The sequence below is a fragment of the Pseudomonas sp. P2S-1 genome, assembly GCF_057197725.1.
In genome coordinates, this window is record NZ_CM170068.1 from 4,333,310 (window position 1) to 4,354,681 (window position 21,372).

Here is a 21,372-nt window from a genome sequence, read left to right on the forward strand (position 1 = left end):
CTCTCAGCGGTAATCCTCGACCGGCACACAGGCACAGAACAGATTCCTGTCCCCATACACATTGTCCACCCGGTTCACCGCCGGCCAGTACTTGTGCGCCCGGGCATGGGCGCTCGGCGCCACCGCCTGCTCCAGGCTGTAGGGCCTGTCCCAGACGCCGAGCACATCCGCCAGGGTATGCGGCGCGCGCTTGAGCGGGTTGTCCTCCGCCGGCCAGTGGCCATTCTGCACCTCGCCAATTTCCGCACGAATGCTCAACATCGCCTCGACGAAGCGATCCAGCTCGGCCTTTGGCTCGCTTTCGGTCGGCTCGACCATCAAGGTCCCCGGCACCGGGAACGACATGGTCGGGGCATGGAAGCCATAGTCCATCAGGCGCTTGGCCACGTCCTCCTCGCTGATCCCGGTCTGCGCCTTGAGCGGCCGCAGGTCGAGGATGCATTCGTGGGCCACCCGTTCGTTACGTCCGCGATACAGCACCGGAAACGCCCCGCCCAGGCGCTCGGCCAGGTAGTTGGCAGACAGGATCGCCACCTCGCTGGCATCTGCCAGTTGCGGCCCCATCATGGCGATGTACATCCAGCTGATCGGCAGGATGCTCGCACTGCCCCAGGGCGCGGCGCTGACCGCAGTGTTCTGCGGATCCGGCCCCGGCACCGAGATCACCGGGTGACTGGCCACGAATGGCGCCAGGTGCGCACGCACACCGATCGGCCCCATGCCCGGCCCGCCGCCGCCATGGGGAATGCAGAAGGTCTTGTGCAGGTTCATGTGCGAGACATCGGCGCCGATATCCGCCGGCCGCGCCAGCCCGACCTGGGCATTGAGGTTGGCGCCATCCATGTAGACCTGGCCGCCATGCCTGTGGATAACCTCGCAGATCTCGCTGATGCCCTCCTCGTACACGCCGTGGGTCGACGGATAGGTCGCCATCAGGCACGACAGCCGCTCACCTGCCTCCTGCGCCTTGAGCTTGAGGTCTTCCAGGTCGACGTTGCCGGCGTTGTCGCAGGCCACGATCACCACCTGCATCCCGGCCATCTGCGCCGACGCCGGGTTGGTGCCGTGGGCCGAAGCCGGGATCAGGCAGATATCCCGCTGCCCCTGCTTGCGGCTGCGGTGGTACTTGCTGATCGCCAGCAGCCCGGCGTATTCGCCCTGGGCGCCGGAGTTGGGCTGCATGCAGATGGCATCGAAGCCGGTGATCGCGCACAGCCAGCGTTCCAGCTCGTCGATCATGGCCTTGTAGCCGGTCGCCTGCTCCACCGGCACGAAGGGGTGCAGTTCGGCGAAACCGGGCCAGGTGATGGGGATCATCTCGCTGCTGGCGTTGAGCTTCATGGTGCAGGAGCCCAGCGGGATCATCGACTGGTTGAGGGCCAGGTCCTTGTTTTCCAGTTGCTTGAGGTAGCGCAGCATCTCGGTTTCGCTGTGGTGCAGGTTGAACACCGGGTGGGTCAGGTACGCCGAGCGGCGCAGCAGTTCATCGGGGATGCCGGCGGGCAGGTCTTCGGCGTCCAGTTCGGCGATTTTCAGCCCATGATCGACGCCGAGGAAGATATCGAACAGGCGCAGCACGGTGCTTTCATCGCAGGTTTCGTCGAGCGCAACGCCCAGATGGCCGCGACCGAGGATGCGCAGGTTGATCCGCGCGGCCTCGGCGCTCTGGATGATTGCCGTCTGGCTGCCACCGACCTCCAGGGTCAGGGTGTCGAAGAAGTGCTGGTTGAGGCGTTTGACGCCGTTGCGCTCCAGTCCGGCGGCAAGGATGGTGGTCAGCCGGTGCACCCGCTGGGCAATGCGGCGCAACCCGTCCGGGCCGTGATAGACCGCATAGAAGCCGGCGATATTGGCGAGCAGGACCTGGGCGGTGCAGATGTTCGAGTTGGCCTTCTCGCGGCGGATATGCTGCTCGCGGGTCTGCAGGGCCATACGCAGCGCCAGGCTGCCACGGGCGTCCTTGGATACGCCGATGATGCGTCCGGGCATGGCCCGCTTGAACTCGTCGCGGCAGGCGAAATACGCCGCGTGCGGTCCGCCGTAGCCCATGGGTACGCCAAAACGCTGCGACGAGCCCAGCACCACATCGGCGCCCTGCTCGCCCGGCGGGGTCAGCAGCACCAGGCTCAGGAGGTCGGCGGCGACACAGGCGATGGCCTGCTGGCTGTGCAGGTGCTGGATGGCGGGGCGCAGGTCATGCACGCCGCCGTGGGTATTGGGGTAGTGCAGCAGCGCACCGAACACCTCGTGCTGGTCGAGGTTGGTCAGCGCGTCGATCACCAGCTCGAAGCCGAAGCCTTCGGCACGGGTCTGCAGCACCGACAGGGTCTGCGGATGGCAGTGCTCGTCGGCGAAGAAGCGGTTGCTGCGCGACTTGCTCACCCGCTTGGCCAGGGCCATGGCTTCGCCGGCAGCGGTGGCTTCGTCGAGCAGCGAGGCGTTGGCCAGGTCCAGGCCCGTCAGGTCGATGATCATCTGCTGGTAGTTCAGCAGCGCCTCCAGCCGGCCTTGGGCGATTTCCGGCTGATAAGGCGTGTAGGCGGTGTACCAGCCAGGATTTTCCAGGACATTACGCAGGATGACCGTCGGCGTGAGGGTCGCGTGGTAGCCCATGCCGATCAGGCTGGTCCAGCGCTGGTTCTGCTCGGCATAACCCCGCAGGCGCTCCAGCGCAGCCTGTTCATCCAGGGCTGAGGGCAGGTCCAGAGGGCGGTTGAAGCGGATGCCGGGCGGCACGGTCTGTTCGATCAGCTCGGTACGGCTGGCGACGCCAAGCACCTCGAGCATGGCTTGCTGCTCGGCGGCATCGGGGCCGAGGTGGCGGCGCAGGAACGGATTGGGGTCGTGCAGTTGGCTCAGGGACGGCAACAAGGACATGGCAGCTCTCTCTTCCTAGACCAAGCCCCGATGGGTGTCGGGGCCATTAGAGTCTAGGAAGGGATTGCCGATCGTGCGGGAAAAACTGCGGGTGGCTTACTCGCCGATGGCCTTGGCGTATTCCTCGGCGCTCATCAGCTTGTCCAGGTCGGCCGTGTTCGATGGCTTCAGCTTGAAGAACCAGGACTCGTAGACTTCTTCGTTGACCAGCTCGGGGCTGTCGCGCACGTCGTCATTGACGGCAATGACTTCGCCGCCGACCGGCGAGTAGATATCCGAGGCCGCCTTGACCGACTCGACCACGCCGGACGCATCGCCTGCGCCGAAGACGGTGCCGACTTCAGGCAGTTCGACGAAGACCACGTCACCCAGGGCTTGCTGGGCATGGTCACTGATACCGACGGTCACGGTGCCATCGGCTTCCAGACGGGCCCACTCGTGGCTTTCGGCGTAACGCAGGTCGGCAGGGATTTGGCTCATAAGTTGTTCCTCAACAGGTTCAGCGGTCGGCCCGCCGGAATTAATTTAGATCAGGATTCGGCCATGGCGAACGAAGGTCGGCTTGACCACCCTCACCGGATACCATTTGCCACGGATTTCCACTTCAGCCCGGTCGGCGGTCGCTATCGGGAGGCGTGCCAGAGCGATTGCCTTGCTCAGCGTAGGCGAGAAACTACCACTGGTGATCTCCCCTTCGCCAATTTCCGCAACGCGAACCACCTGGTGCGCGCGTAGTACCCCACGCTCCTCCAGGACCAGTCCGACGAGTTTCAGGGAAACGCCCCGGGCTTTCTCGGCTTCCAGCGCGGCGCGCCCGATAAAGTCGCGTTCGGCGGGCTCCCAGGCAACGCTCCAGGCCAGGTTGGAGGTCAGCGGCGAGTGACTTTCGTCCATATCGTTGCCGTACAGGTTCATGCCGGCTTCGAGACGCAGGGTATCGCGGGCGCCGAGACCACTCGGGGCAATGCCGGCACCGACCAGATCGTTGAAGAACGCCGGGGCCTGCAAGGCAGGCAGGATGATTTCCAGGCCGTCTTCACCGGTGTAGCCGGTGCGGGCGATGAACCAGTCGCCTTCGAAGTGACCTTCGAATGGCTTGAGATCACGGATCAGCGCGGCACGGGAGGCGCTGAGCAGCTCGGCGACCTTCTCCCGCGCCTGCGGGCCCTGGATGGCGAGGATCGCCAGCTCCGGACGCTCGCGGAACTGCACTTCGAAACCGCTGCGGCGGGCTTCGAGCCAGGCCAGGTCCTTGTCGCGGGTGGCGGCGTTGACCACCAGGCGATAGCCGTCATCGAGGCGATAGACGATCAGGTCGTCGATCACCCCACCGTCATCGTTGAGCAGGGGGCTGTAGAGGGCCTTGCCGGGCGCATCGAGGCGCGCGACGTCGTTGGCCAGCAGATGGCGCAGCCAGTCGCCGGCATCGGTACCGGCGATGTCGATCACGGTCATGTGCGACACGTCGAACACTCCGCAGTCGCGGCGCACCTGATGGTGCTCCTCGACTTGCGAGCCGTAATGCAGGGGCATATCCCAACCGCCAAAATCGACCATCTTGGCGCCAAGCGCCAGGTGCAGGTCATACAGAGGCGTACGCTGTCCCATGGGTTTCTCCTTCCGGGCGTGGCGAAGCTACGGCTGAGGGCAGCGTTCCGGCTACCCGGTCGTGGACCGGCCGCAGCGAATGCCGCGCATTGTATCCGCAAGGAGGCCGGGTGGCATCCGTCAGTGACTCTGACCCGGATGACGAGCCGAGCGCCGTATCAAACCGATGACCGGCAGCAGGCCGACCAGCACCAGGGTCAGGGCCGGCAGCGAGGCCCGCGCCCACTCGCCTTCACTGGTCATCTCGAACACCCGCACCGCCAGCGTGTCCCAGCCGAACGGACGCATCAGCAGGGTCGCCGGCATTTCCTTGAGCACATCGACGAACACCAGCAACGCGGCGCTCAGGGCACCGGGCACCAGCAAGGGGAGATACACCTTGAAAAACAATCCCGGCCCACTGACACCCATACTGCGTGCCGCTTCCGGCAGCGAAGGACGAATGCGCCCCAGGCTGTTTTCCAGCGGCCCGTAGGCCACCGCGATGAAGCGCACCAGGTAGGCCAGCAGCAGGGCCGAGAGGCTGCCCAGCAGCAATGGCTTGCCAGCCCCGCCGAGCCAGCCGGAGAGCGGGATCACCAGTTCACGGTCGAGGTAGCTGAAGGCGAGCATGATCGCCACGGCCAGCACCGAGCCGGGCAGCGCGTAGCCAAGGTTGGCCAGGCTGACCCCGGCACGGATCGCCGGGGCCGAGGACTGACGGCGGGCAAAGGCCAGCGCCAGGGCGACGCAGACGGTGATCAGCGCCGCTGCGGCGCCGAGGTAGAGGGTGTGCAGGATCAGCGCGGTATAGCGCTCGTCGAGATCGAAGCGGCCACGCAGCCAGAACCACGCCAGCAGTTGCAGCATCGGTACGACAAAGGCGCAGGCGAACACCAGCAGGCACCAGCCACTGGCAGCGGCGGCCTTGATCCCGCGCAGGTGGTACAGCGCCTTGCCCCGCGGCCGCTCGTTGCTGCTGCGCACCGCACCCCGGGCCCGGCGCTCGCCGTAGAGCACCAGCATCACCGCCAGCAGCAGCAGGCTGGCCAGTTGCGCGGCGCTGGAAAGGCTGAAGAAGCCGTACCAGGTTTTGTAGATGGCGGTAGTGAAGGTATCGAAGTTAAAGACCGAGACGGCACCGAAGTCCGCCAGGGTTTCCATCAGCGCCAGGGCCAGGCCGGCGAGGATCGCCGGTCGCGCCATGGGCAGGCCGACCCGCCAGAACGCCTGCAACGGCGATTGCCCGAGGACCCGCGCCGCCTCCATCAGGCCCTTGCCCTGGGCCAGGAAGGCATTGCGCGCCAGCAGGTAGACGTAGGGGTAGAACACCAGCACCAGGACGATGATCACCCCGCCGGTGGAGCGCACCCGCGGCAGGCGCATCGGCCCGAACCATTCGCGCAGCAGGGTCTGTACCGGGCCGGAGAAGTCCAGCAGGCCGACGAAGACGAAGGCCAGCACATAGGCGGGAATGGCGAAGGGCAGCATCAATGCCCAGTCCAGCCAGCGGCGCCCGGGGAATTCGCAGAGGCTGGTGAGCCAGGCGAGGCTGACGCCCAGCACGGTGACGCCAATGCCGACGCCCACCACCAGGGTCAGGGTGTTGCCCAGCAGGCGGCTCATCTGGGTATCGAGCAGGTGCGACCAGATCTGCAGGTCGATGCTCTGCCAGGACAGCACGAGCACGCTCAGGGGCAGCATCACCAGCGCAGCGATGGCGAAGACCAGGGGGTACCAGCGGCGTTGGGTGGGGCGGGACAAGGGGCGGGATCTCAGGGATGTGGTGTTTTTCAGGGCCTCATCGCTGGCAAGCCAGCTCCCACAGGGACCGCGTGCACCGCGAAACCTGTGGGAGCTGGCTTGCCAGCGATGAGGCCCTCAAGGACCCAGCAAGAATAAGGGCTGAACCTCAGTTCCAGCCAGCCCGGTCCATCAAGCGAATCGCTTCAGCCTGGCGCTTGCCCGCCACTTCCACCGGCAGGTCGTCAGCCTTGAAGCTGCCCCAGGCCGCCACTTCCTCGGACGGAGCGACTTTCGGGTTGGCCGGGAATTCCTGGTTGATGCCGGCGAACATCTTCTGCGCTTCCTCGCCGGTCATCCACTCCACCAGCGCCTTGGCCGCTTCCGGGTGCGGTGCATGCTTGGTCAGGCCAATACCGGACAGGTTGACGTGCACGCCACGGTCACCCTGGTTGGGCCAGAACAGCTTGACCGGCAGTTTCGGGTCGGCCTGGTGCAGGCGACCGTAGTAGTAGGTATTCACGATGCCGACGTCGCACTGCCCGGCAGCGATGGCGTTGATCACCGCGTTGTCATCGGAGAACACATCGGTGGACAGGTTGTTGACCCAGCCCTTGACCAGCTCTTCGGTCTTGGCCTCGCCATGGGTCTCGATCATGGTGGCGGTCAGCGACTGGTTATAGACCTTCTTCGCCGTGCGCAGGCACAGGCGGCCTTCCCATTGCTTGTCGGCCAGCGCCTCGTAGGTGGTCAGTTCGCCCGGCTTGACCCGCTCGGTGGAGTAGACGATGGTCCGCGCACGCAGGCTCAGGCCGGTCCAGTCATGGGAGGACGCACGGTATTTTTGCGGAATGTTGGCATCGATCACCGGCGACTTGATCGGCTGCAGGATGCCCATCTGTTCAGCCTGCCAGAGGTTGCCGGCATCGACGGTGAGCAGCAGGTCGGCCACGCCGTTCTCGCCTTCGGCCTTGATCCGCTGCATCAGCGGGGCCTCCTTGTCGGTGATGAACTTGATCTTCACCCCGGTCTTGGCGGTGTAGGCGTCGAAGACCGGCTTGATCAGCTCGTCGATACGCGAGGAATACACCACCACTTCATCCGCCGCATGGGCAGCCCCGCCAAACAGGGTGAGGGTCAGGGCGGCCAGCAGGTGCTTGCGTGACGACATCGGTAACGCTCCTCGGTATCGGAATGAGGCGCAAATGGTAGTTAATGTCATTTGCCATCACAAACCGAACGCGACACCGAGGAGTTACCAGATGTTGCGGCGACCTCAGGCTTTCGCCAGCTCCGGCAGATCGCCGCTCAGACCCAGGGCCTGACGGACGAACAGGGCCTTGGCTTCAGGCATCTGCTCGACCCATTTCAGGCCGCTGTTGCGCAGCCAGCGCAGCGGCAGCGGATCAGCCTGGAACAGGCGCTCGAAGCCTTCCATGGCCGCCATCAGCGCCAGGTTGTGCGGCATGCGCCGGCGCTCGAAACGGCTCAGCACGCGCACATCGGCCAGGCGCTCGCCGCGCTCATACGCGCTTTGCAACACTTCAGCCAGCACCGCGGCATCGAGGAAGCCCAGGTTGACCCCCTGCCCGGCCAGCGGGTGGATGGTGTGGGCAGCGTCGCCGATCAGCGCCAGGCCTTCGGCGACATAGCGCTTGGCATGACGCTGGCGCAGCGGCACGCACAGGCGTGGGTCGGCATGCAGCACCGAACCCAGGCGGCCTTCGAAGGCGCGCTCCAGCTCGGAGCAGAACTCGCCGTCCGGCAGGGCCATCAGGCGTTCGGACTGTTCCGGGGTGGTCGACCAGACGATCGAACACCAGTCCTGCTTGCCGTCACGGGCCAGCGGCAGGAAGGCCAGCGGACCCTCGTCGGTGAAGCGCTGCCAGGCCGTCATCTGGTGCGGTTTGGCGCATTGCACGCTGGTGACGATGGCGTGGTGCAGGTAATCCCATTCGCGGGTTTCGCAGCCGGTCAGGCGGCGCACGGCGGAGTTGGCACCATCGGCGGCGATCACCAGTGGCGCACGCAGGTTGCGGCCGTCGGAAAGGGTCAGCAGCCATTCGTCGCCGGAACGACGCATGCGCTCCAGGCGGGCGTTGGGCAGCAGGCCGATCTCGCTGTCGTGCAGGCGCTCCAGCAGACCATCCTGGACCACCCGGTTCTCGACGATATGCCCGAGCACCTCGGCATGCACGCTGGCCGCCGAGAAGTGGATCTGCCCGGTGCCGCTGCCGTCCCACACATGCATATCGGAATACGGGCTCAGGCGTCGTTCGGCGATGCCCTGCCAGGCCCCGAGGCGCTCGAGAATCCGCTGGCTGGCCGCCGACAGGGCGCTGACCCGCGGCTCGAACGGTGCTTCGTCATCGAAGCGCTGCACCGACAGCGGGCTGCCATCGATCAGGAGGATTTCCAGGCCACTGTGCTGCAAGGCCAGGGCCAGGGCGCTGCCGACCATACCGGCACCGACAATCAACAGATCCGCGCGCATGTCCATGCTTCAAGCCTGTTCCACGTAGAAGAAAGAAGGGGTCATGCCTTGCCCTGGAGATCAGGGCGGGTGCCCAGGCCCATGGCCTGGCGGGCGAACCAGCGCTTGGCCGGCGGCAGCAGGTCGAGACCGAGCAGGCCGAGGTTGCGGCCGGTGGCGACCAGCGGCTGGGCAGTGCCGAACAGCCGGGTGACCTTGTCGGAGAAGCCGACGGTCAGTTCCTGGTCCAGGCGCTGGCGTTCGCGGTAGGCATCCAGGGTGGCGAAATCGCCCGGGGTGTCCGGGCCGGCGAGCAAGCCGTCGGCCAGCGACTGCACATCGCGCAGCGACAGGTTGAAGCCCTGCCCGGCAATCGGGTGCAGGCTGTGGGCGGCGTTGCCGAGCACCACCAGGTGCGGGCGCACCTGCTCCTGGGCTTCCACCAGCGACAGCGGATACAGATGCCGCGCACCGACCTGGCGCAAGGCACCGAGGCGGTAGCCAAAGACACCCTGCAATTCGTCGAGGAAGCTGCGCTCGTCCAGCTCGGCCAGACGTTTCGCGTCCATTCCGGCACGGGTCCAGACCAGCGCGCAGCGGTTTTCCGGCAGCGGCAGCAGGGCCATCGGGCCGTCATCGGTGAAGCGTTCGAAAGCCTGGCCACAATGGGCCTCGCCCGGGGTGATATTGGCGATCAGCGCGCTCTGGTGATACGGGCGCTGATTGACATGGATACCCAATTGCTCACGCAGGCCGGAGCGACCGCCATCGGCCAGTACGGCCAGATCACATTCGACCTGGGTTTCATCGTTCAGGGTCAGGCGATAACCGTCACCGAGGGGCTGCATCGCGGTGACTTCCGCCGGGCAGCGCCAGCTCACCACTTCGGCGTCGAGCCCTTGCCACAGGCATTGCCCGAGCCAGGCGTTCTCTACCACATAGCCCAGGGCCGGCACGCCTTCCTCGATGGCATCGAGACGGGTCGCGCCGAAGCGCCCGCGATCGGACACCTGGATCTGCCGGATTGGTTCGGCACGCCGGCTGATGCCCTGCCACAGGCCCAGGCGCTCGTAGATCTGCCGGGTACCGAAGGACAGCGCCGAGGATCGTGCATCGTAGCTGGGCTGGAAACTGTCGCCGGGAGCGAAGGGCTCGATCAGCAGGATCTTCCAGCCCCGGGCCCGGGCGCCGGCCTGCAGGGCCAGGGCAAGACTGGCGCCAACCAGACCGCCGCCGATGATGGCGAGATTGACCCGGCTCATGCGACCTGGCTTCTTGCGGCAGCCATCAGGGCTTCGATTTCAGCGACCGTCTTCGGTACGCCAGTGGTCAGGATTTCACAGCCGCTCTTGGTTACCACTACGTCATCCTCGATCCGTACACCAATGCCGCGCCATTTCTTCGCGACGTTCTGGTTGTCTGCGGCAATGTAGATACCCGGCTCAACCGTCAGGGCCATGCCCGGCTCGAGCACGCGCCATTGACCGCCGACCTTGTACTCGCCGACATCATGCACATCCATGCCCAGCCAGTGTCCGGCGCGGTGCATGTAGAAGGCCCGGTAGGCCTCGGTTTCGATCAGTTCATCGACCGCGCCCTTGAGCAGGCCCAGCGTCACCAGGCCCTCGGTGATCACCCGGACCGTAGCCTCGTGGGCCTGGTTCCAGTGCTTGCCGGGGGCGATCTCGGCGAAGGCCGCTTCCTGGGAGGCGAGCACCAGCTCGTAGATCGCCTTCTGCTCCGCCGAGAACACGCCGTTGACCGGGAAGGTGCGGGTGATGTCGCTGGCGTAGCAGTCGATCTCGCAGCCAGCGTCGATCAGCACCAGGTCGCCGTCCTTCAGCGGCGCGTCGTTCTCCTGGTAGTGCAGGATGCAACCATTGCGCCCGGCGGCGACGATGGAGCCGTAGGCCGGCATCTTCGCCCCGCCCTTGCGGAACTCGTAGTCCAGCTCGGCTTCCAGGCTGTATTCGTAAAGGCCGGCGCGGCTGGCCTGCATGGCCCGCACGTGGGCCCGGGCGGAAATCGCCGCGGCCTCGCGCATCACCTTCACTTCCGCCGCCGATTTATACAGGCGCATGTCGTGCAGCAGATGATCCAGGGCAACGAATTCGTTCGGCGGTTGCGCGCCCAGGCGGGCCTTGGAACGGATCACGTTGATCCACTCCATCAGCCGGCGGTCGAACTCGGCATTGCTGCCCATGGCCGAGTAGACCCGGTCGCGGCCTTCGATCAGGCCAGGGAGGATGTCGTCGATATCGCTGATGGGGAAGGCGTCGTCGGCACCGAAGTCGCGGATCGCGCCTTCCTGGCCGGCGCGCAGGCCGTCCCATTGCTCGCGCTCGGGGTTGCGCTCGCGGCAGAACAGCACGTATTCGCCATGCTCGCGGCCGGGGATCAGGGCGATCACCGCCTCGGGCTCGGGGAAGCCGCTGAGGTACTGGAAGTCGCTGTCCTGGCGATAGAGGTACTCGACGTCACGGTTGCGAATGGCAACCGCGGCCGCCGGCAGGATGGCGATGCTGTTGGGTTCCATCTGCGCCATCAGCGCCTTGCGGCGCCGGGCGTATTCCGCTTTCGGGATATGGGTGACTGCCACGGGGAACCCCTGTTCGGCCTCAGTGCAAGGAAGGTTTGGCAGCGGCGGCGACCGGCTTGGCCAGCTCCGTGTAGAGCAGCAGCGGCGCCACGCGCAGATATTCCATCACTTCCATATAGTCGCTTTCGCCGTCTTCGGATTCTTCCAGGGCGTCCTGGACTTGCGAAATAGCGGTGAGGTCCTGCAGAACCTCCTTGGCTTCGTCGCTCAGGTCCTTGCCGCCGGCATTCAGGCCGAAACCGGCGAGGAAGCCCTGGCACCACTGGCCCAGGGCGCCTGCGCGCTCGCTCAGCGGCTGCTCGTCACCGGGCAGGAGCAGGACGATGGTGATGTCTTCGCCGGTCAGTTCGCCCTTGACCATCTCCTGGAGACCGATCAAAGCGTTGCGAACGTTGTCTACCGGTTCGCTTTCCAGCAGGTGGGCCGCGTCGGCCAGCCAGCTGTCGGCATCGAAACCGGCGCCGGCACAGCTGCGCCCGAGCAGCAAGCCATGCAGTTCAGCAGGGGAAACAGGGTGGCCATTGCTGTTGAGCAGGGTAGCGAAAGCGGTGTACGGCGATTGGGTATTGGACATGGCAACTAGGCGCCAGACGGCGCAATGACTAGAATGAAGGCCTTGTATCCTAGCACCGGCAGGCGCGCCAAGACCATCTGGGCGGGCAATTCGGCCGGTGGCGGACGCGGGATACGGAGCAGTCACGGTACGACGAATCGAGTGGCGAGCAATGCAAGAAGACGAGCTGCAAACGCTGAAGAGCCGCCTCGAACTGCTGATTGAGCGGGTCGAGCAACTAAAACGGCAAAACGCACTCCTATCCGTGCAGGAGAAGTCCTGGCGCGAGGAGCGCGCCCACCTCATCGAAAAAAACGAAATCGCGCGGCAGAAAGTCGAATCGATGATTTCGCGGCTCAAGGCCCTGGAGCAAGACTCATGAGTTCACCGAACAACGTCACCGTGCAGATCCTCGACAAAGAGTATTCGATCATCTGCCCGCAGGAAGAGCGCACCAACCTGATCAGCGCCGCCCGCTACCTCGACGGCAAGATGCGCGAGATCCGCAGCAGCGGCAAGGTCATCGGCGCCGACCGCATCGCCGTGATGGCCGCCTTGAACATCACTCACGACCTGCTGCACAAACAGGACGAACGCCCCGACGCGCAGAACGGCGGCGCCACCCGCGAGCAGGTGCGCGACCTGCTGGACCGCGTGGATCAAGCCCTGGCCGACGACGCGGATACAAAAAGCAACTAAGTTTCTGTATACTCCGCCCACTCCCTGGAGTGCTTGCCAGTCGGTCATGTCCCTGAGCCGATACGCACAACCACGGGGGTTGCACGTGGGGCCGGTGTGCATGTCCGCTTGACGGAAAGCCTTAACGCCTCCTGCAATCTCCACCTTGAACTTTCGGGTTCAAGGGCTACACCGACAGCGGTTCGTCGGGGAGCCTGCTTTCTTTGCCTGCGCATCTTTTTCCCCCGCGCAGGCATACCTTGGGATCGCCCGTGCCATGACCGACACCGCGTCGCTGACCCGCCCCCAACTCCGCCGCCTGCTTCGCAATGCCCGCCGCGCCCTGACGCCGGCCGAGCAACGTCGTGCCGCGCGCGGCCTGTACCGGCAACTGGCCCAGCATCCGCTGTTCCGCCGGGCCCGGCATATCGCCCTGTACCTGCCCAACGACAGCGAGATCGACCCGCGCCTGCTGCTGCGCGAAGCCCAGCGTCGCGGCAAGTTCACCTACCTGCCGGTGCTGCATGCCTGGCCGCGGACCAAGATGGCCTTCCAGCGTTTCGAGCACGGGGAAAAGCTGCGGCCCAACCGCTTCCGCATTCCCGAGCCGAGCATCAGCCTGGCGCGGCAACGGAAGATCTGGGCGCTGGACCTGATCCTGCTGCCACTGGTGGGGTTCGATGAATTGGGCGGTCGCCTCGGGATGGGCGGTGGCTTCTATGATCGCAGCCTGGCCTATCAGGGCCGGCGCAAGGCGTGGAAAAAACCCTTGCTGCTGGGGCTGGCGCACGAATGCCAGAAGGTGGAGCGCCTGGCACAGGCCAGTTGGGACGTTCCGCTGCAGGGAACGGTGTCGGACAAAAGCTGGTATCTGGCGCGCTGAATCAGCGCTGCAACTGGGCCTGGGCTTGCGCGGGAACGACCGGCATCTGGTACGCCGCTTCAGCCTTGCGCTCCCAGAGACTCTGGGCATAACCGGTGGTGACCACGCCAAGACCGAACACGAAAACAAGTACCCAGAACAGATCCGGTTTGCGATTCATCGATTGCCCCCCTCAGGCAAACTCATCACGATGTCCGCAGCGGTTCTTGTTATAGGCCGTGCAGCAGCGTCAAGCTGGAAAAAAATTTGGCGCATTTTCCGACAACATTGGTCTGCAAGCAAACCTTGACGTCAACCAGTCGTCGGTTTGATGCAACAGGTTGTTTCAGAGCAACAAGGAGCTGAACCCATGGCCTACTGGCTGATGAAATCCGAACCCGACGAGCTTTCCATCGAGGATCTTGCCCGCCTCGGCGAGGCGCGCTGGGATGGCGTGCGCAATTACCAGGCACGCAATTTCATGCGGTCGATGGCGGTCGGCGACCAGTTCTTCTTCTATCACTCCAGTTGCCCGGAACCGGGGATCGCCGGCATCGCCCGGATCAGCGCCGCCGCCTACCCGGACCCCACCGCCCTGGACCCGCAAAGCCATTACCACGACCCCAAGGCCAGCGCCGAGAAGAACCCCTGGAGCGCGGTGGACGTGGCCCATGTGGAAACCTTCCGCAAGGTCCTCGGCCTTGGCTACCTGAAGCAGCAGGCCGCGCTGGACGAGATGCCGCTGGTGCAAAAAGGCAGCCGGCTATCGGTGATGCCGGTCACCGCCGAGCAGTGGGCGGCGATCCTGCAACTGCGTTGACGCCGTGATCACTGGACGATCAGGTTGTTGAACAGCAGGTCTTCGACGACCGGGCGGCCTTCTTCGTTTTCCAGCACCTGCTGGACCTGCTTGAGGGCTTCCTGGCGCAGCTTTTCCTTGGCGTCGACGTTGCTCATGGCCTCCAGGGTCTGCTGGGTGAACAGCGCCACCAGCTGGTTGCGGATCAGCGGCTCGTGGTGCTTGACCGCGGCGGCATCGGCGTCGCCGGTGACCTTCAGGGCCACGTCGGCCTTGTACACCCGCAGGCGGGGGCCGCTGTCGAGGGCGTAGTTGCCGACGAAGGGCGGGGTCAGGCTGATGTAGGACACCTTGGGTGCCGCGCCTTCCTTCTCTTCCTCGGCCATCGCCGCTGCCGGCAGCATCAGTGCCAGTACCACCAGGATCCACGCTTTCACGAATTCGCTCCTCGAAACAATTGGTCGCCAGCATACCCAGCGCGCCGTGCAAACCCAAGTCCGTGCTCGTTTATATCGGCCTATTCAGGCCGGGCCATGCTCGTTGACCCCGCCCCTCGCCTACCTACACTTATCGGCCACCCCTCGCAAAGGAATAGCCCCGATGAAAGCCTTGTTGTGCAAAGCCCATGGTCCGGCCCGCGATCTGGTGCTGGAAGAGGTCGCAAGTCCTGCGCCGAAGAAGAACGAGATCCTCCTGGACGTGCATGCGGCCAGCGTCAACTTCCCCGACACCCTGATCATCGAAGGCAAGTACCAGTTCCAGCCACCGCTGCCGTTTTCGCCGGGTGGCGAGGCAGCGGGCGTGGTCAGCGTAGCCGGTGAGAGCGCCGGGGCCTTCAAGGCCGGCGACCGGGTGATGGCCCTGACCGGCTGGGGCAGCTTTGCCGAACAGGTGGCGGTGCCGGCCTACAACGTGATGCCGATCCCCGAGGGCATGGACTTCGAGACCGCCTCGGCCTTCGGCATGACCTACGGCACCTCGATGCATGCGCTGCGCCAGCGTGGCCAGTTGCAGCCGGGGGAAACCTTGCTGGTGCTGGGCGCCTCGGGTGGTGTCGGGCTGGCGGCGGTGGAGATCGGCAAGGCCATGGGCGCGCGGGTGATCGCGGCGGCCAGCAGTGCGCAGAAGCTGGAAACGGCCAGGGCGGCCGGCGCGGACGAGCTGATCGACTACAGCCAGTCCAGTTTGAAGGACGAGATCAAGCGCCTGACCGGCGGCAAGGGCGTCGATGTGATCTACGACCCGGTGGGCGGCGACCTGTTCGACCAGGCCGTGCGCGGGCTGGCGTGGAACGGGCGGTTGCTGGTGGTGGGCTTTGCCAGCGGGCGGATTCCCGAGCTGCCGGTGAACCTGGTGCTGCTCAAGGGCGGCGCGGTGCTAGGGGTGTTCTGGGGTTCGTTCGCCCAGCGCCAGCCGGCGGACAATGCGGCGAACTTCAAGCAGCTGTTTGCCTGGTTTGCCGAGGGGAAACTGAAGCCGTTGGTGTCGAGGACTTATCCACTGGCGGAGGCTGGGGAAGCGATCGAGCAGTTGGCTAGCCGGAAGGCGGTGGGCAAGTTGGTGGTGAAAGTGAGGTAAGCCTCAAGGGCCTCATCGCTGGCAAGCCAGCTCCCACAGTGACCGCGTGCACCGCGGAACCTGTGGGAGCTGGCTTGCCAGCGATAGGGCCCTCGACAACACCATCAATTCCCCTGCTGGGAATGACAGCGCCGATACCGCGCCTCCAGGTTCCGGTCCGGCATCGCATGGCTGCGCAACGCCTCCAAGGTCTGCTCCACATACTCCCGGGTGGTGCCATAACGCCCCTTGGCGCTGGCGAGGATATGGGTCAGCAGGTTGTCCGGCAGGTTCCCCGCATAGCACGGCAGATGCCGCTCCAGCACGAAACCCAGGGCCTGGACCTTGCTGCCATCCTCCAGCCGGCAATTCAGCCAGTGCGGCCGGTAGGCCGGATACGGCATCTCCCGCTGCCACAACGCCAGCAACGAGTCCTGCAGCTTTTCTTCCGGCAGCTTGTAGGCAAAGCCGCTGCACGAACCACCCCGGTCCAGCCCGAACACCAGCCCCGGACATTCCGGCGTGCCGCGATGCTCATGGGACCAGAGATACAAACCACGGTGATAGCCATGCACCCGGCCACGCCGGCGCTCGGTCGACTGGCACTCCGGTCGCCAGATCAGCGAGCCGTAGGCAAACAGCCAGACCGGCCCGCCATGATGCAGGGCCATGGTTCTTTCGACCGATTCAACAAGTTGCTCCCGAGACAATTGCTGTCCGAAATCAACTACCGGGGGATAAGCCAATGGAAAAGGTGCAGGTACCGACATAGCCGCCGCCAAAAATCCTCGTGAAATACCGAAGTACCTCACTATAAAGCCAACACTCTCGTTGAACACTTACCGTACGGCAGATCGCGGTGCGTTAACAAGCCCCGTTGCGCTCAAAGCCCGTGAATCCGGGCATTTCGGAATATTCGACTGTATTTCTGCAAGTGTAGCGATACTTTTTCATGGCGTGTGCAACAATCAAGGGCAGACGCCCCTTATAAACTTTACTTGCACAGTTGGTTATTTGAATCGGGCGCGTCATTGCAACGCGCCTTATTACCGAAGTTACCCCCGTGGGGCATAAGCGAATACATCCGCACGCATCTGGTGCGCATCCATGCCCGCTTCGACCAGGGCATCAAGGGTGGCATAGACCATGTTCGGCGAACCGCTGGCGTAGACGTGGACCGGCGACAGGTCCTCGATATCCTCGCAGACCGCCTCGTGCAGCAGGCCGCAGCGCCCGGCCCAGCCGCACTGGTCGCTGACCACCTGGTGCAGGAACAGGTTGGGCAACTGCTGCCACTGCGCCCATTCCTCGATCTCGTAGAAATCCTCGGGCCGACGCACACCCCAGTACAGGTGCACCGGATGCTGGAAACCACGCACCCGGCAGTGTTCGATCAGGCTGTGCATCTGCGCCATGCCGGTGCCGGCGGCGATCAGCACCAGCGGGCCATCCGGCAGCTCGGCCAGGTGGGTATCGCCGAACGGCATCTCGAGCCGGGCCATGCCATTGCGCTGCAACTGGGCGATCAGGTCCAGCGCGCTTTTCTCGCGAGCCAGTACATGCAGCTCCAGGTCGCGGCCACGATGGGGCGCCGAGGCCAGGGAGAAGGCAGCCTTGTCGCCGCCCTCACGCTCGATCAGCACGTATTGCCCGGCGTGATAGCGCGGCGCCTTGCCGGCCGGGGCGCGCAGGCGCACGCGCCAGACATCGCCGCCCACCGGGCTGCAATCGCTCAGCTGGCAGGCCAGCTTGCGCACCGGCAGCTCGCCGAGGGCCAAGACGCCGTCCCAGAGCAGCACGCAGTCTTCCAGCGGCTCGGCGATACAGGTGAACAGCTCACCGTGATCACGCACTTCACCGTTCTGGCGCACGCTGCCTTCCACCAGCAAGGCGGCGCAGACGTGGCAGTTGCCGTTGCGGCAGCTCTGCGGGCAGTCATAACCCAGGCGTTGCGCCGCTTCCAGAATCCTCTCGCCGGGGTTGAGGGTCATCACGGCCCCGGACGGCTGCAAGGTTACCTGCATCAATCTATTCCCAACTGGTTCCACAACTCATCGATCCGCTTGGTCACGGCTTCGTCCTTGACGATGACACGGCCCCACTCGCGGGTGGTTTCCCCCGGCCACTTGTTGGTGGCGTCCAGGCCCATCTTCGAGCCGAGGCCCGAGACCGGCGAGGCGAAGTCGAGGTAGTCGATCGGCGTGTTCTCGATCATCACCGTGTCGCGCTTGGGGTCCATGCGCGTGGTGATGGCCCAGATCACGTCGTTCCAGTCCCGCGCGTTGACATCGTCGTCGGTGACGATAACGAACTTGGTGTACATGAACTGTCGCAGGAACGACCAGACCCCCAGCATTACGCGCTTGGCGTGGCCCGGGTACTGCTTCTTCATGGTCACCACCGCCATGCGGTACGAGCAGCCTTCCGGCGGCAGGTAGAAGTCGGTGATCTCGGGGAACTGCTTCTGCAGGATCGGCACGAACACTTCGTTCAGCGCCACGCCGAGGATTGCCGGCTCATCCGGCGGCCGGCCGGTGTAGGTGCTGTGATAGATCGGCTTGGTGCGATGGGTGATGCGCTCGATGGTGAACACCGGGAAGCTGTCGACTTCGTTGTAGTAGCCGGTGTGGTCGCCATACGGGCCTTCCGGCGCGGTTTCGCCCGGATGGATCACGCCTTCGAGGATGATCTCGGCAGTGGCCGGGACCTGCAGGTCGCTGCCGCGGCACTTCACCAGCTCGGTGCGGTTGCCCCGCAGCAGGCCGGCGAAGGCGTATTCGGAAAGGGTATCGGGGACCGGGGTCACGGCACCGAGGATGGTAGCCGGGTCGGCACCCAGGGCCACGGCCACCGGGAACGGCTTGCCCGGGTTCTTCTCGCACCATTCGCGGTAGTCGAGGGCGCCGCCGCGGTGGCTCAGCCAGCGCATGATCACCTTGTTGCGGCCGATCACCTGCTGGCGGTAGATGCCGAGGTTCTGGCGCTCCTTGTTCGGCCCGCGGGTAACCGTCAGGCCCCAGGTGATCAGCGGCGCGACGTCGCCCGGCCAGCAGTGCTGGATCGGCAGCATGCCCAGGTCGACGTCGTCGCCTTCGATGACCACTTCATGGCAAGGCGCGTCCTTGACCACCTTCGGCGCCATGGACACGACCTTCTTGAAGATCGGCAGTTTCGACCAGGCGTCCTTCAGGCCCTTCGGCGGCTCCGGCTCCTTGAGGAACGCCAGCAGCTTGCCGATCTCGCGCAATTCGCTGACCGATTCGGCGCCCATGCCCATGGCCACCCGCTCCGGGGTGCCGAACAGGTTGCCCAGCACCGGGATGTCGTAGCCGGTGGGACGCTCGAACAACAGTGCCGGCCCCTTGGCCCGCAGCGTGCGGTCGCAGACTTCAGTCATTTCCAGGACCGGCGAAATGGGGACCTGGATGCGCTTGAGTTCAGAGCGCTGCTCCAGGCCACGGATAAAGTCGCGCAAATCGCGATACTGCATGCGTGAGCCTCGTATTGGCCGTATCGGTCGGGGTGGGCAGTGTAACGTCGATCCGGGCCGGTCAGAATAGTGTTTATGACAGATAGCAAAAAGCCGGGTTTCCCCGGCTCTTGCGTACAGCGAGTGCTTACTTGCGCTTCATCGACAGGAAGAACTCGTCGTTGGTCTTGGTCTGCTTGAGCTTGTCGACCAGGAACTCGATGGCGGCGATCTCGTCCATCGGGTGCAGCAGCTTGCGCAGGATCCACATGCGCTGCAGCTCGTCGTCGGCGGTCAGCAGCTCTTCGCGACGGGTACCCGAACGGTTGATGTTGATGGCCGGGAACACACGCTTCTCGGCGATGCGACGGTCCAGGGGCAGTTCCATGTTGCCGGTACCCTTGAACTCTTCGTAGATCACTTCGTCCATCTTCGAGCCGGTTTCGACCAGCGCGGTGGCGATGATGGTCAGCGAACCGCCTTCCTCGATGTTACGCGCGGCACCGAAGAAGCGCTTCGGCTTCTCCAGGGCGTGGGCGTCGACACCACCGGTCAGGACCTTGCCGGAGCTCGGGATCACGGTGTTGTAGGCGCGGGCCAGGCGGGTGATGGAGTCGAGCAGGATGACCACGTCCTTCTTGTGCTCGACCAGGCGCTTGGCCTTCTCGATGACCATCTCGGCCACTTGCACGTGACGGGTCGGCGGCTCGTCGAAGGTCGAGGCGACCACTTCGCCGCGCACGGTGCGCTGCATCTCGGTCACTTCTTCCGGGCGCTCGTCGATCAGCAGGACGATCAGGTGGCACTCGGGGTTGTTACGGGTGATGTTCGCCGCGATGTTCTGCAGCATGATGGTCTTGCCCGCTTTCGGCGGGGCGACGATCAGGCCGCGCTGGCCCTTGCCGATCGGAGCGCACAGGTCGATCACGCGACCGGTGAGGTCTTCGGTGGAACCGTTGCCGGCTTCCATCTTCAGGCGCACGTTGGGGAACAGCGGCGTCAGGTTTTCGAACAGGATCTTGTTCTTCGCGTTTTCCGGACGGTCGAAGTTGATGGTGTCGACCTTCAGCAGTGCGAAGTAACGCTCGCCCTCTTTCGGCGGCCGGATCTTGCCGACGATGGTGTCGCCGGTGCGCAGGTTGAAACGACGGATCTGGCTGGGCGAGACGTAGATGTCGTCAGGGCCGGCCAGGTAGGAGGAGTCCGCCGAACGCAGGAAGCCGAAACCGTCCTGGAGAATCTCCAGCACGCCGTCACCGGAGATTTCCTCGCCGCTTTTCGCGTGCTTCTTCAGCAGGGAGAAAATCACATCCTGCTTGCGCGAACGGGCCATATTTTCTATGCCCATCTGTTCGGCCATTTCGAGCAGATCGGTAATCGGCTTTTGCTTGAGTTCAGTCAGGTTCATAAGGGGAATGGAGTAATCATGTAGGAAGGGAGAGATTAAGCATCTGGCTTAATGAAGCCGCGCCGCGGGAGGCGAATGATCGCGTACTGATTCGAATTGGAATGCGGCGACGGGCGTGCAGGGGGCACTGGAGAATCAGTGCGAGGCCGAATGTAACACCTGCTTTTTCTGGCGTCTAGTCACCAGAAAGAGAAAAGCCCCGACAAATGCGGGGCTTTTTCGAGGCTCAGATATGAGCGTCGAGGAAGGCTGCCAGCTGGGACTTGGACAGTGCGCCGACCTTGGTCGCCTCGACGTTGCCGTTCTTGAACAGCATCAGGGTCGGGATACCACGAACGCCGTGCTTGGACGGGGTGTCGGGGTTTTCGTCGATGTTCAGCTTGGCGACGGTCAGCTTGCCTTCGTAGGTCGAAGCGATGTCGTCCAGCACTGGAGCGATCATTTTGCAAGGACCACACCATTCAGCCCAGTAGTCCACCAGTACAGGGCCTTGGGCCTGCAGCACTTCGGCCTCGAAAGTGGCGTCGGTGACGTATTTGATCAGGTCGCTCATGGAAATCTCCAGGTTCGGAAGCTAAAAAACGTCGCCCATCATAGCGGCACGGTCTGTCCACAGGAAGCCGAAACCGATTGAGTCTAACTATGATAGTTGATGAATTACCGAATCAGCTGTCACACAAAAGACACATTTCCTACGCGAAACTGCGCCACATCAAGCCCTGGCTTGCCGCGCGTTGGCGTAAGACGACTATCGTGGCAGGATTGCC

Annotated in this window: 21 protein-coding genes and 1 other RNA gene; 6 read left to right on the forward strand and 16 right to left on the reverse strand. The window is 64.4% G+C overall.

The genetic code is table 11. The features are described 5' to 3' along the window. Positions 1-3: 3 nt before the first annotated feature. The 9 genes from gcvP to AC2CQI_RS19395 all read right to left on the reverse strand — a co-directional run bounded on the left by gcvP (position 4) and on the right by AC2CQI_RS19395 (position 11,853). Positions 4-2,877: an aminomethyl-transferring glycine dehydrogenase gene (gene gcvP / locus AC2CQI_RS19355; protein ID WP_484577623.1), complete on the reverse strand. Its 2,874-nt coding sequence runs from the start codon at positions 2,875-2,877 to the stop codon at positions 4-6. Between the two features lie 96 nt (positions 2,878-2,973). Further along, on the reverse strand, positions 2,974-3,357 hold the full coding sequence (gcvH, locus tag AC2CQI_RS19360; RefSeq protein WP_075802860.1) for a glycine cleavage system protein GcvH: 384 nt from the start codon (positions 3,355-3,357) through the stop codon (positions 2,974-2,976). Positions 3,358-3,402: 45 nt separating this feature from the next. Further along, positions 3,403-4,485, reverse strand: a complete 1,083-nt coding sequence (gcvT, locus tag AC2CQI_RS19365; RefSeq protein WP_484577624.1) for a glycine cleavage system aminomethyltransferase GcvT — start codon at positions 4,483-4,485, stop codon at positions 3,403-3,405. A gap of 120 nt (positions 4,486-4,605) precedes the next feature. Beyond that, positions 4,606-6,168 carry an ABC transporter permease gene (locus tag AC2CQI_RS19370; protein ID WP_372239109.1) on the reverse strand — a complete coding sequence of 521 codons (1,563 nt, stop codon included), beginning with the start codon at positions 6,166-6,168 and terminating at the stop codon, positions 4,606-4,608. A 208-nt stretch (positions 6,169-6,376) separates the two neighbouring features. Further along, positions 6,377-7,378: an extracellular solute-binding protein gene (locus tag AC2CQI_RS19375; protein WP_075802857.1), complete on the reverse strand. Its 1,002-nt coding sequence runs from the start codon at positions 7,376-7,378 to the stop codon at positions 6,377-6,379. Positions 7,379-7,483: 105 nt separating this feature from the next. After that, entirely contained in the window at positions 7,484-8,701 is a 1,218-nt protein-coding gene (locus tag AC2CQI_RS19380; RefSeq protein WP_484580641.1) for a 2-octaprenyl-3-methyl-6-methoxy-1,4-benzoquinol hydroxylase, read from the reverse strand. A gap of 41 nt (positions 8,702-8,742) precedes the next feature. After that, positions 8,743-9,942: a 2-octaprenyl-6-methoxyphenyl hydroxylase gene (gene ubiH / locus AC2CQI_RS19385; RefSeq protein WP_484577625.1), complete on the reverse strand. Its 1,200-nt coding sequence runs from the start codon at positions 9,940-9,942 to the stop codon at positions 8,743-8,745. Continuing rightward, the gene (pepP, locus tag AC2CQI_RS19390) at positions 9,939-11,225 is read right to left on the reverse strand and encodes a Xaa-Pro aminopeptidase (RefSeq protein WP_484580642.1); all 1,287 of its coding nucleotides are present in this window, start codon (positions 11,223-11,225) and stop codon (positions 9,939-9,941) included. Before pepP ends, ubiH begins: the two co-directional genes overlap by 4 nt. A 73-nt stretch (positions 11,226-11,298) precedes the next feature. Beyond that, a complete protein-coding gene (locus AC2CQI_RS19395; protein WP_484577626.1) occupies positions 11,299-11,853 on the reverse strand; it encodes a YecA/YgfB family protein in 555 nt (184 codons plus the stop codon). Positions 11,854-12,004: 151 nt separating this feature from the next. Here AC2CQI_RS19395 and AC2CQI_RS19400 point away from each other — a divergent pair, with 151 nt between their 5' ends. The 4 genes from AC2CQI_RS19400 (at position 12,005) to AC2CQI_RS19415 (ending at position 13,393) form a co-directional block, all read left to right on the forward strand. Further along, positions 12,005-12,214, forward strand: a complete 210-nt coding sequence (locus AC2CQI_RS19400; RefSeq protein ID WP_009395629.1) for a TIGR02449 family protein — start codon at positions 12,005-12,007, stop codon at positions 12,212-12,214. Beyond that, positions 12,211-12,531, forward strand: a complete 321-nt coding sequence (locus AC2CQI_RS19405) for a cell division protein ZapA (protein WP_075802852.1) — start codon at positions 12,211-12,213, stop codon at positions 12,529-12,531. The genes AC2CQI_RS19400 and AC2CQI_RS19405 overlap by 4 nt, the downstream gene beginning before the upstream one ends. Positions 12,532-12,549: 18 nt before the next feature. Beyond that, positions 12,550-12,727: non-coding RNA, 6S RNA (ssrS, locus tag AC2CQI_RS19410), on the forward strand. 60 nt (positions 12,728-12,787) lie between these two features. Continuing rightward, entirely contained in the window at positions 12,788-13,393 is a 606-nt protein-coding gene (locus tag AC2CQI_RS19415; protein ID WP_075802851.1) for a 5-formyltetrahydrofolate cyclo-ligase, read from the forward strand. Position 13,394: 1 nt separating this feature from the next. Here AC2CQI_RS19415 and AC2CQI_RS19420 read toward each other — a convergent pair whose 3' ends face one another. Continuing rightward, on the reverse strand, positions 13,395-13,553 hold the full coding sequence (locus AC2CQI_RS19420; RefSeq protein ID WP_178391983.1) for a hypothetical protein: 159 nt from the start codon (positions 13,551-13,553) through the stop codon (positions 13,395-13,397). A 189-nt stretch (positions 13,554-13,742) separates the two neighbouring features. On the opposite strand from AC2CQI_RS19420, the gene AC2CQI_RS19425 reads away from it, so the two are divergent. Beyond that, positions 13,743-14,192: an EVE domain-containing protein gene (locus AC2CQI_RS19425; RefSeq protein ID WP_075802850.1), complete on the forward strand. Its 450-nt coding sequence runs from the start codon at positions 13,743-13,745 to the stop codon at positions 14,190-14,192. An 8-nt stretch (positions 14,193-14,200) separates the two neighbouring features. Here AC2CQI_RS19425 and AC2CQI_RS19430 read toward each other — a convergent pair whose 3' ends face one another. Continuing rightward, entirely contained in the window at positions 14,201-14,608 is a 408-nt protein-coding gene (locus tag AC2CQI_RS19430; RefSeq protein WP_075802849.1) for a flagellar basal body-associated protein FliL, read from the reverse strand. 163 nt (positions 14,609-14,771) lie between these two features. Here AC2CQI_RS19430 and AC2CQI_RS19435 point away from each other — a divergent pair, with 163 nt between their 5' ends. After that, entirely contained in the window at positions 14,772-15,749 is a 978-nt protein-coding gene (locus AC2CQI_RS19435; RefSeq protein ID WP_484577627.1) for an NADPH:quinone oxidoreductase family protein, read from the forward strand. A 104-nt stretch (positions 15,750-15,853) separates the two neighbouring features. On the opposite strand, the gene AC2CQI_RS19440 is transcribed toward AC2CQI_RS19435, so the two are convergent. From AC2CQI_RS19440 to trxA, 5 genes are all read right to left on the reverse strand, one after another. Beyond that, positions 15,854-16,498, reverse strand: coding sequence for a gamma-glutamylcyclotransferase (locus AC2CQI_RS19440; protein WP_178391982.1), 645 nt, complete (start codon positions 16,496-16,498; stop codon positions 15,854-15,856). Positions 16,499-16,783: 285 nt separating this feature from the next. Beyond that, a complete protein-coding gene (locus tag AC2CQI_RS19445) occupies positions 16,784-17,752 on the reverse strand; it encodes a CDP-6-deoxy-delta-3,4-glucoseen reductase (RefSeq protein ID WP_075802846.1) in 969 nt (322 codons plus the stop codon). Continuing rightward, a complete protein-coding gene (ubiD, locus tag AC2CQI_RS19450) occupies positions 17,752-19,218 on the reverse strand; it encodes a 4-hydroxy-3-polyprenylbenzoate decarboxylase (protein WP_075802845.1) in 1,467 nt (488 codons plus the stop codon). Before ubiD ends, AC2CQI_RS19445 begins: the two co-directional genes overlap by 1 nt. Positions 19,219-19,345: 127 nt before the next feature. Further along, the gene (gene rho / locus AC2CQI_RS19455) at positions 19,346-20,605 is read right to left on the reverse strand and encodes a transcription termination factor Rho (RefSeq protein ID WP_075802844.1); all 1,260 of its coding nucleotides are present in this window, start codon (positions 20,603-20,605) and stop codon (positions 19,346-19,348) included. Between the two features lie 226 nt (positions 20,606-20,831). Further along, positions 20,832-21,158 (reverse strand): thioredoxin TrxA, encoded by a 327-nt coding sequence (gene trxA, locus AC2CQI_RS19460; protein WP_075802843.1) that lies wholly within the window; start codon positions 21,156-21,158, stop codon positions 20,832-20,834. Between the last annotated feature and the right edge of the window lie 214 nt (positions 21,159-21,372).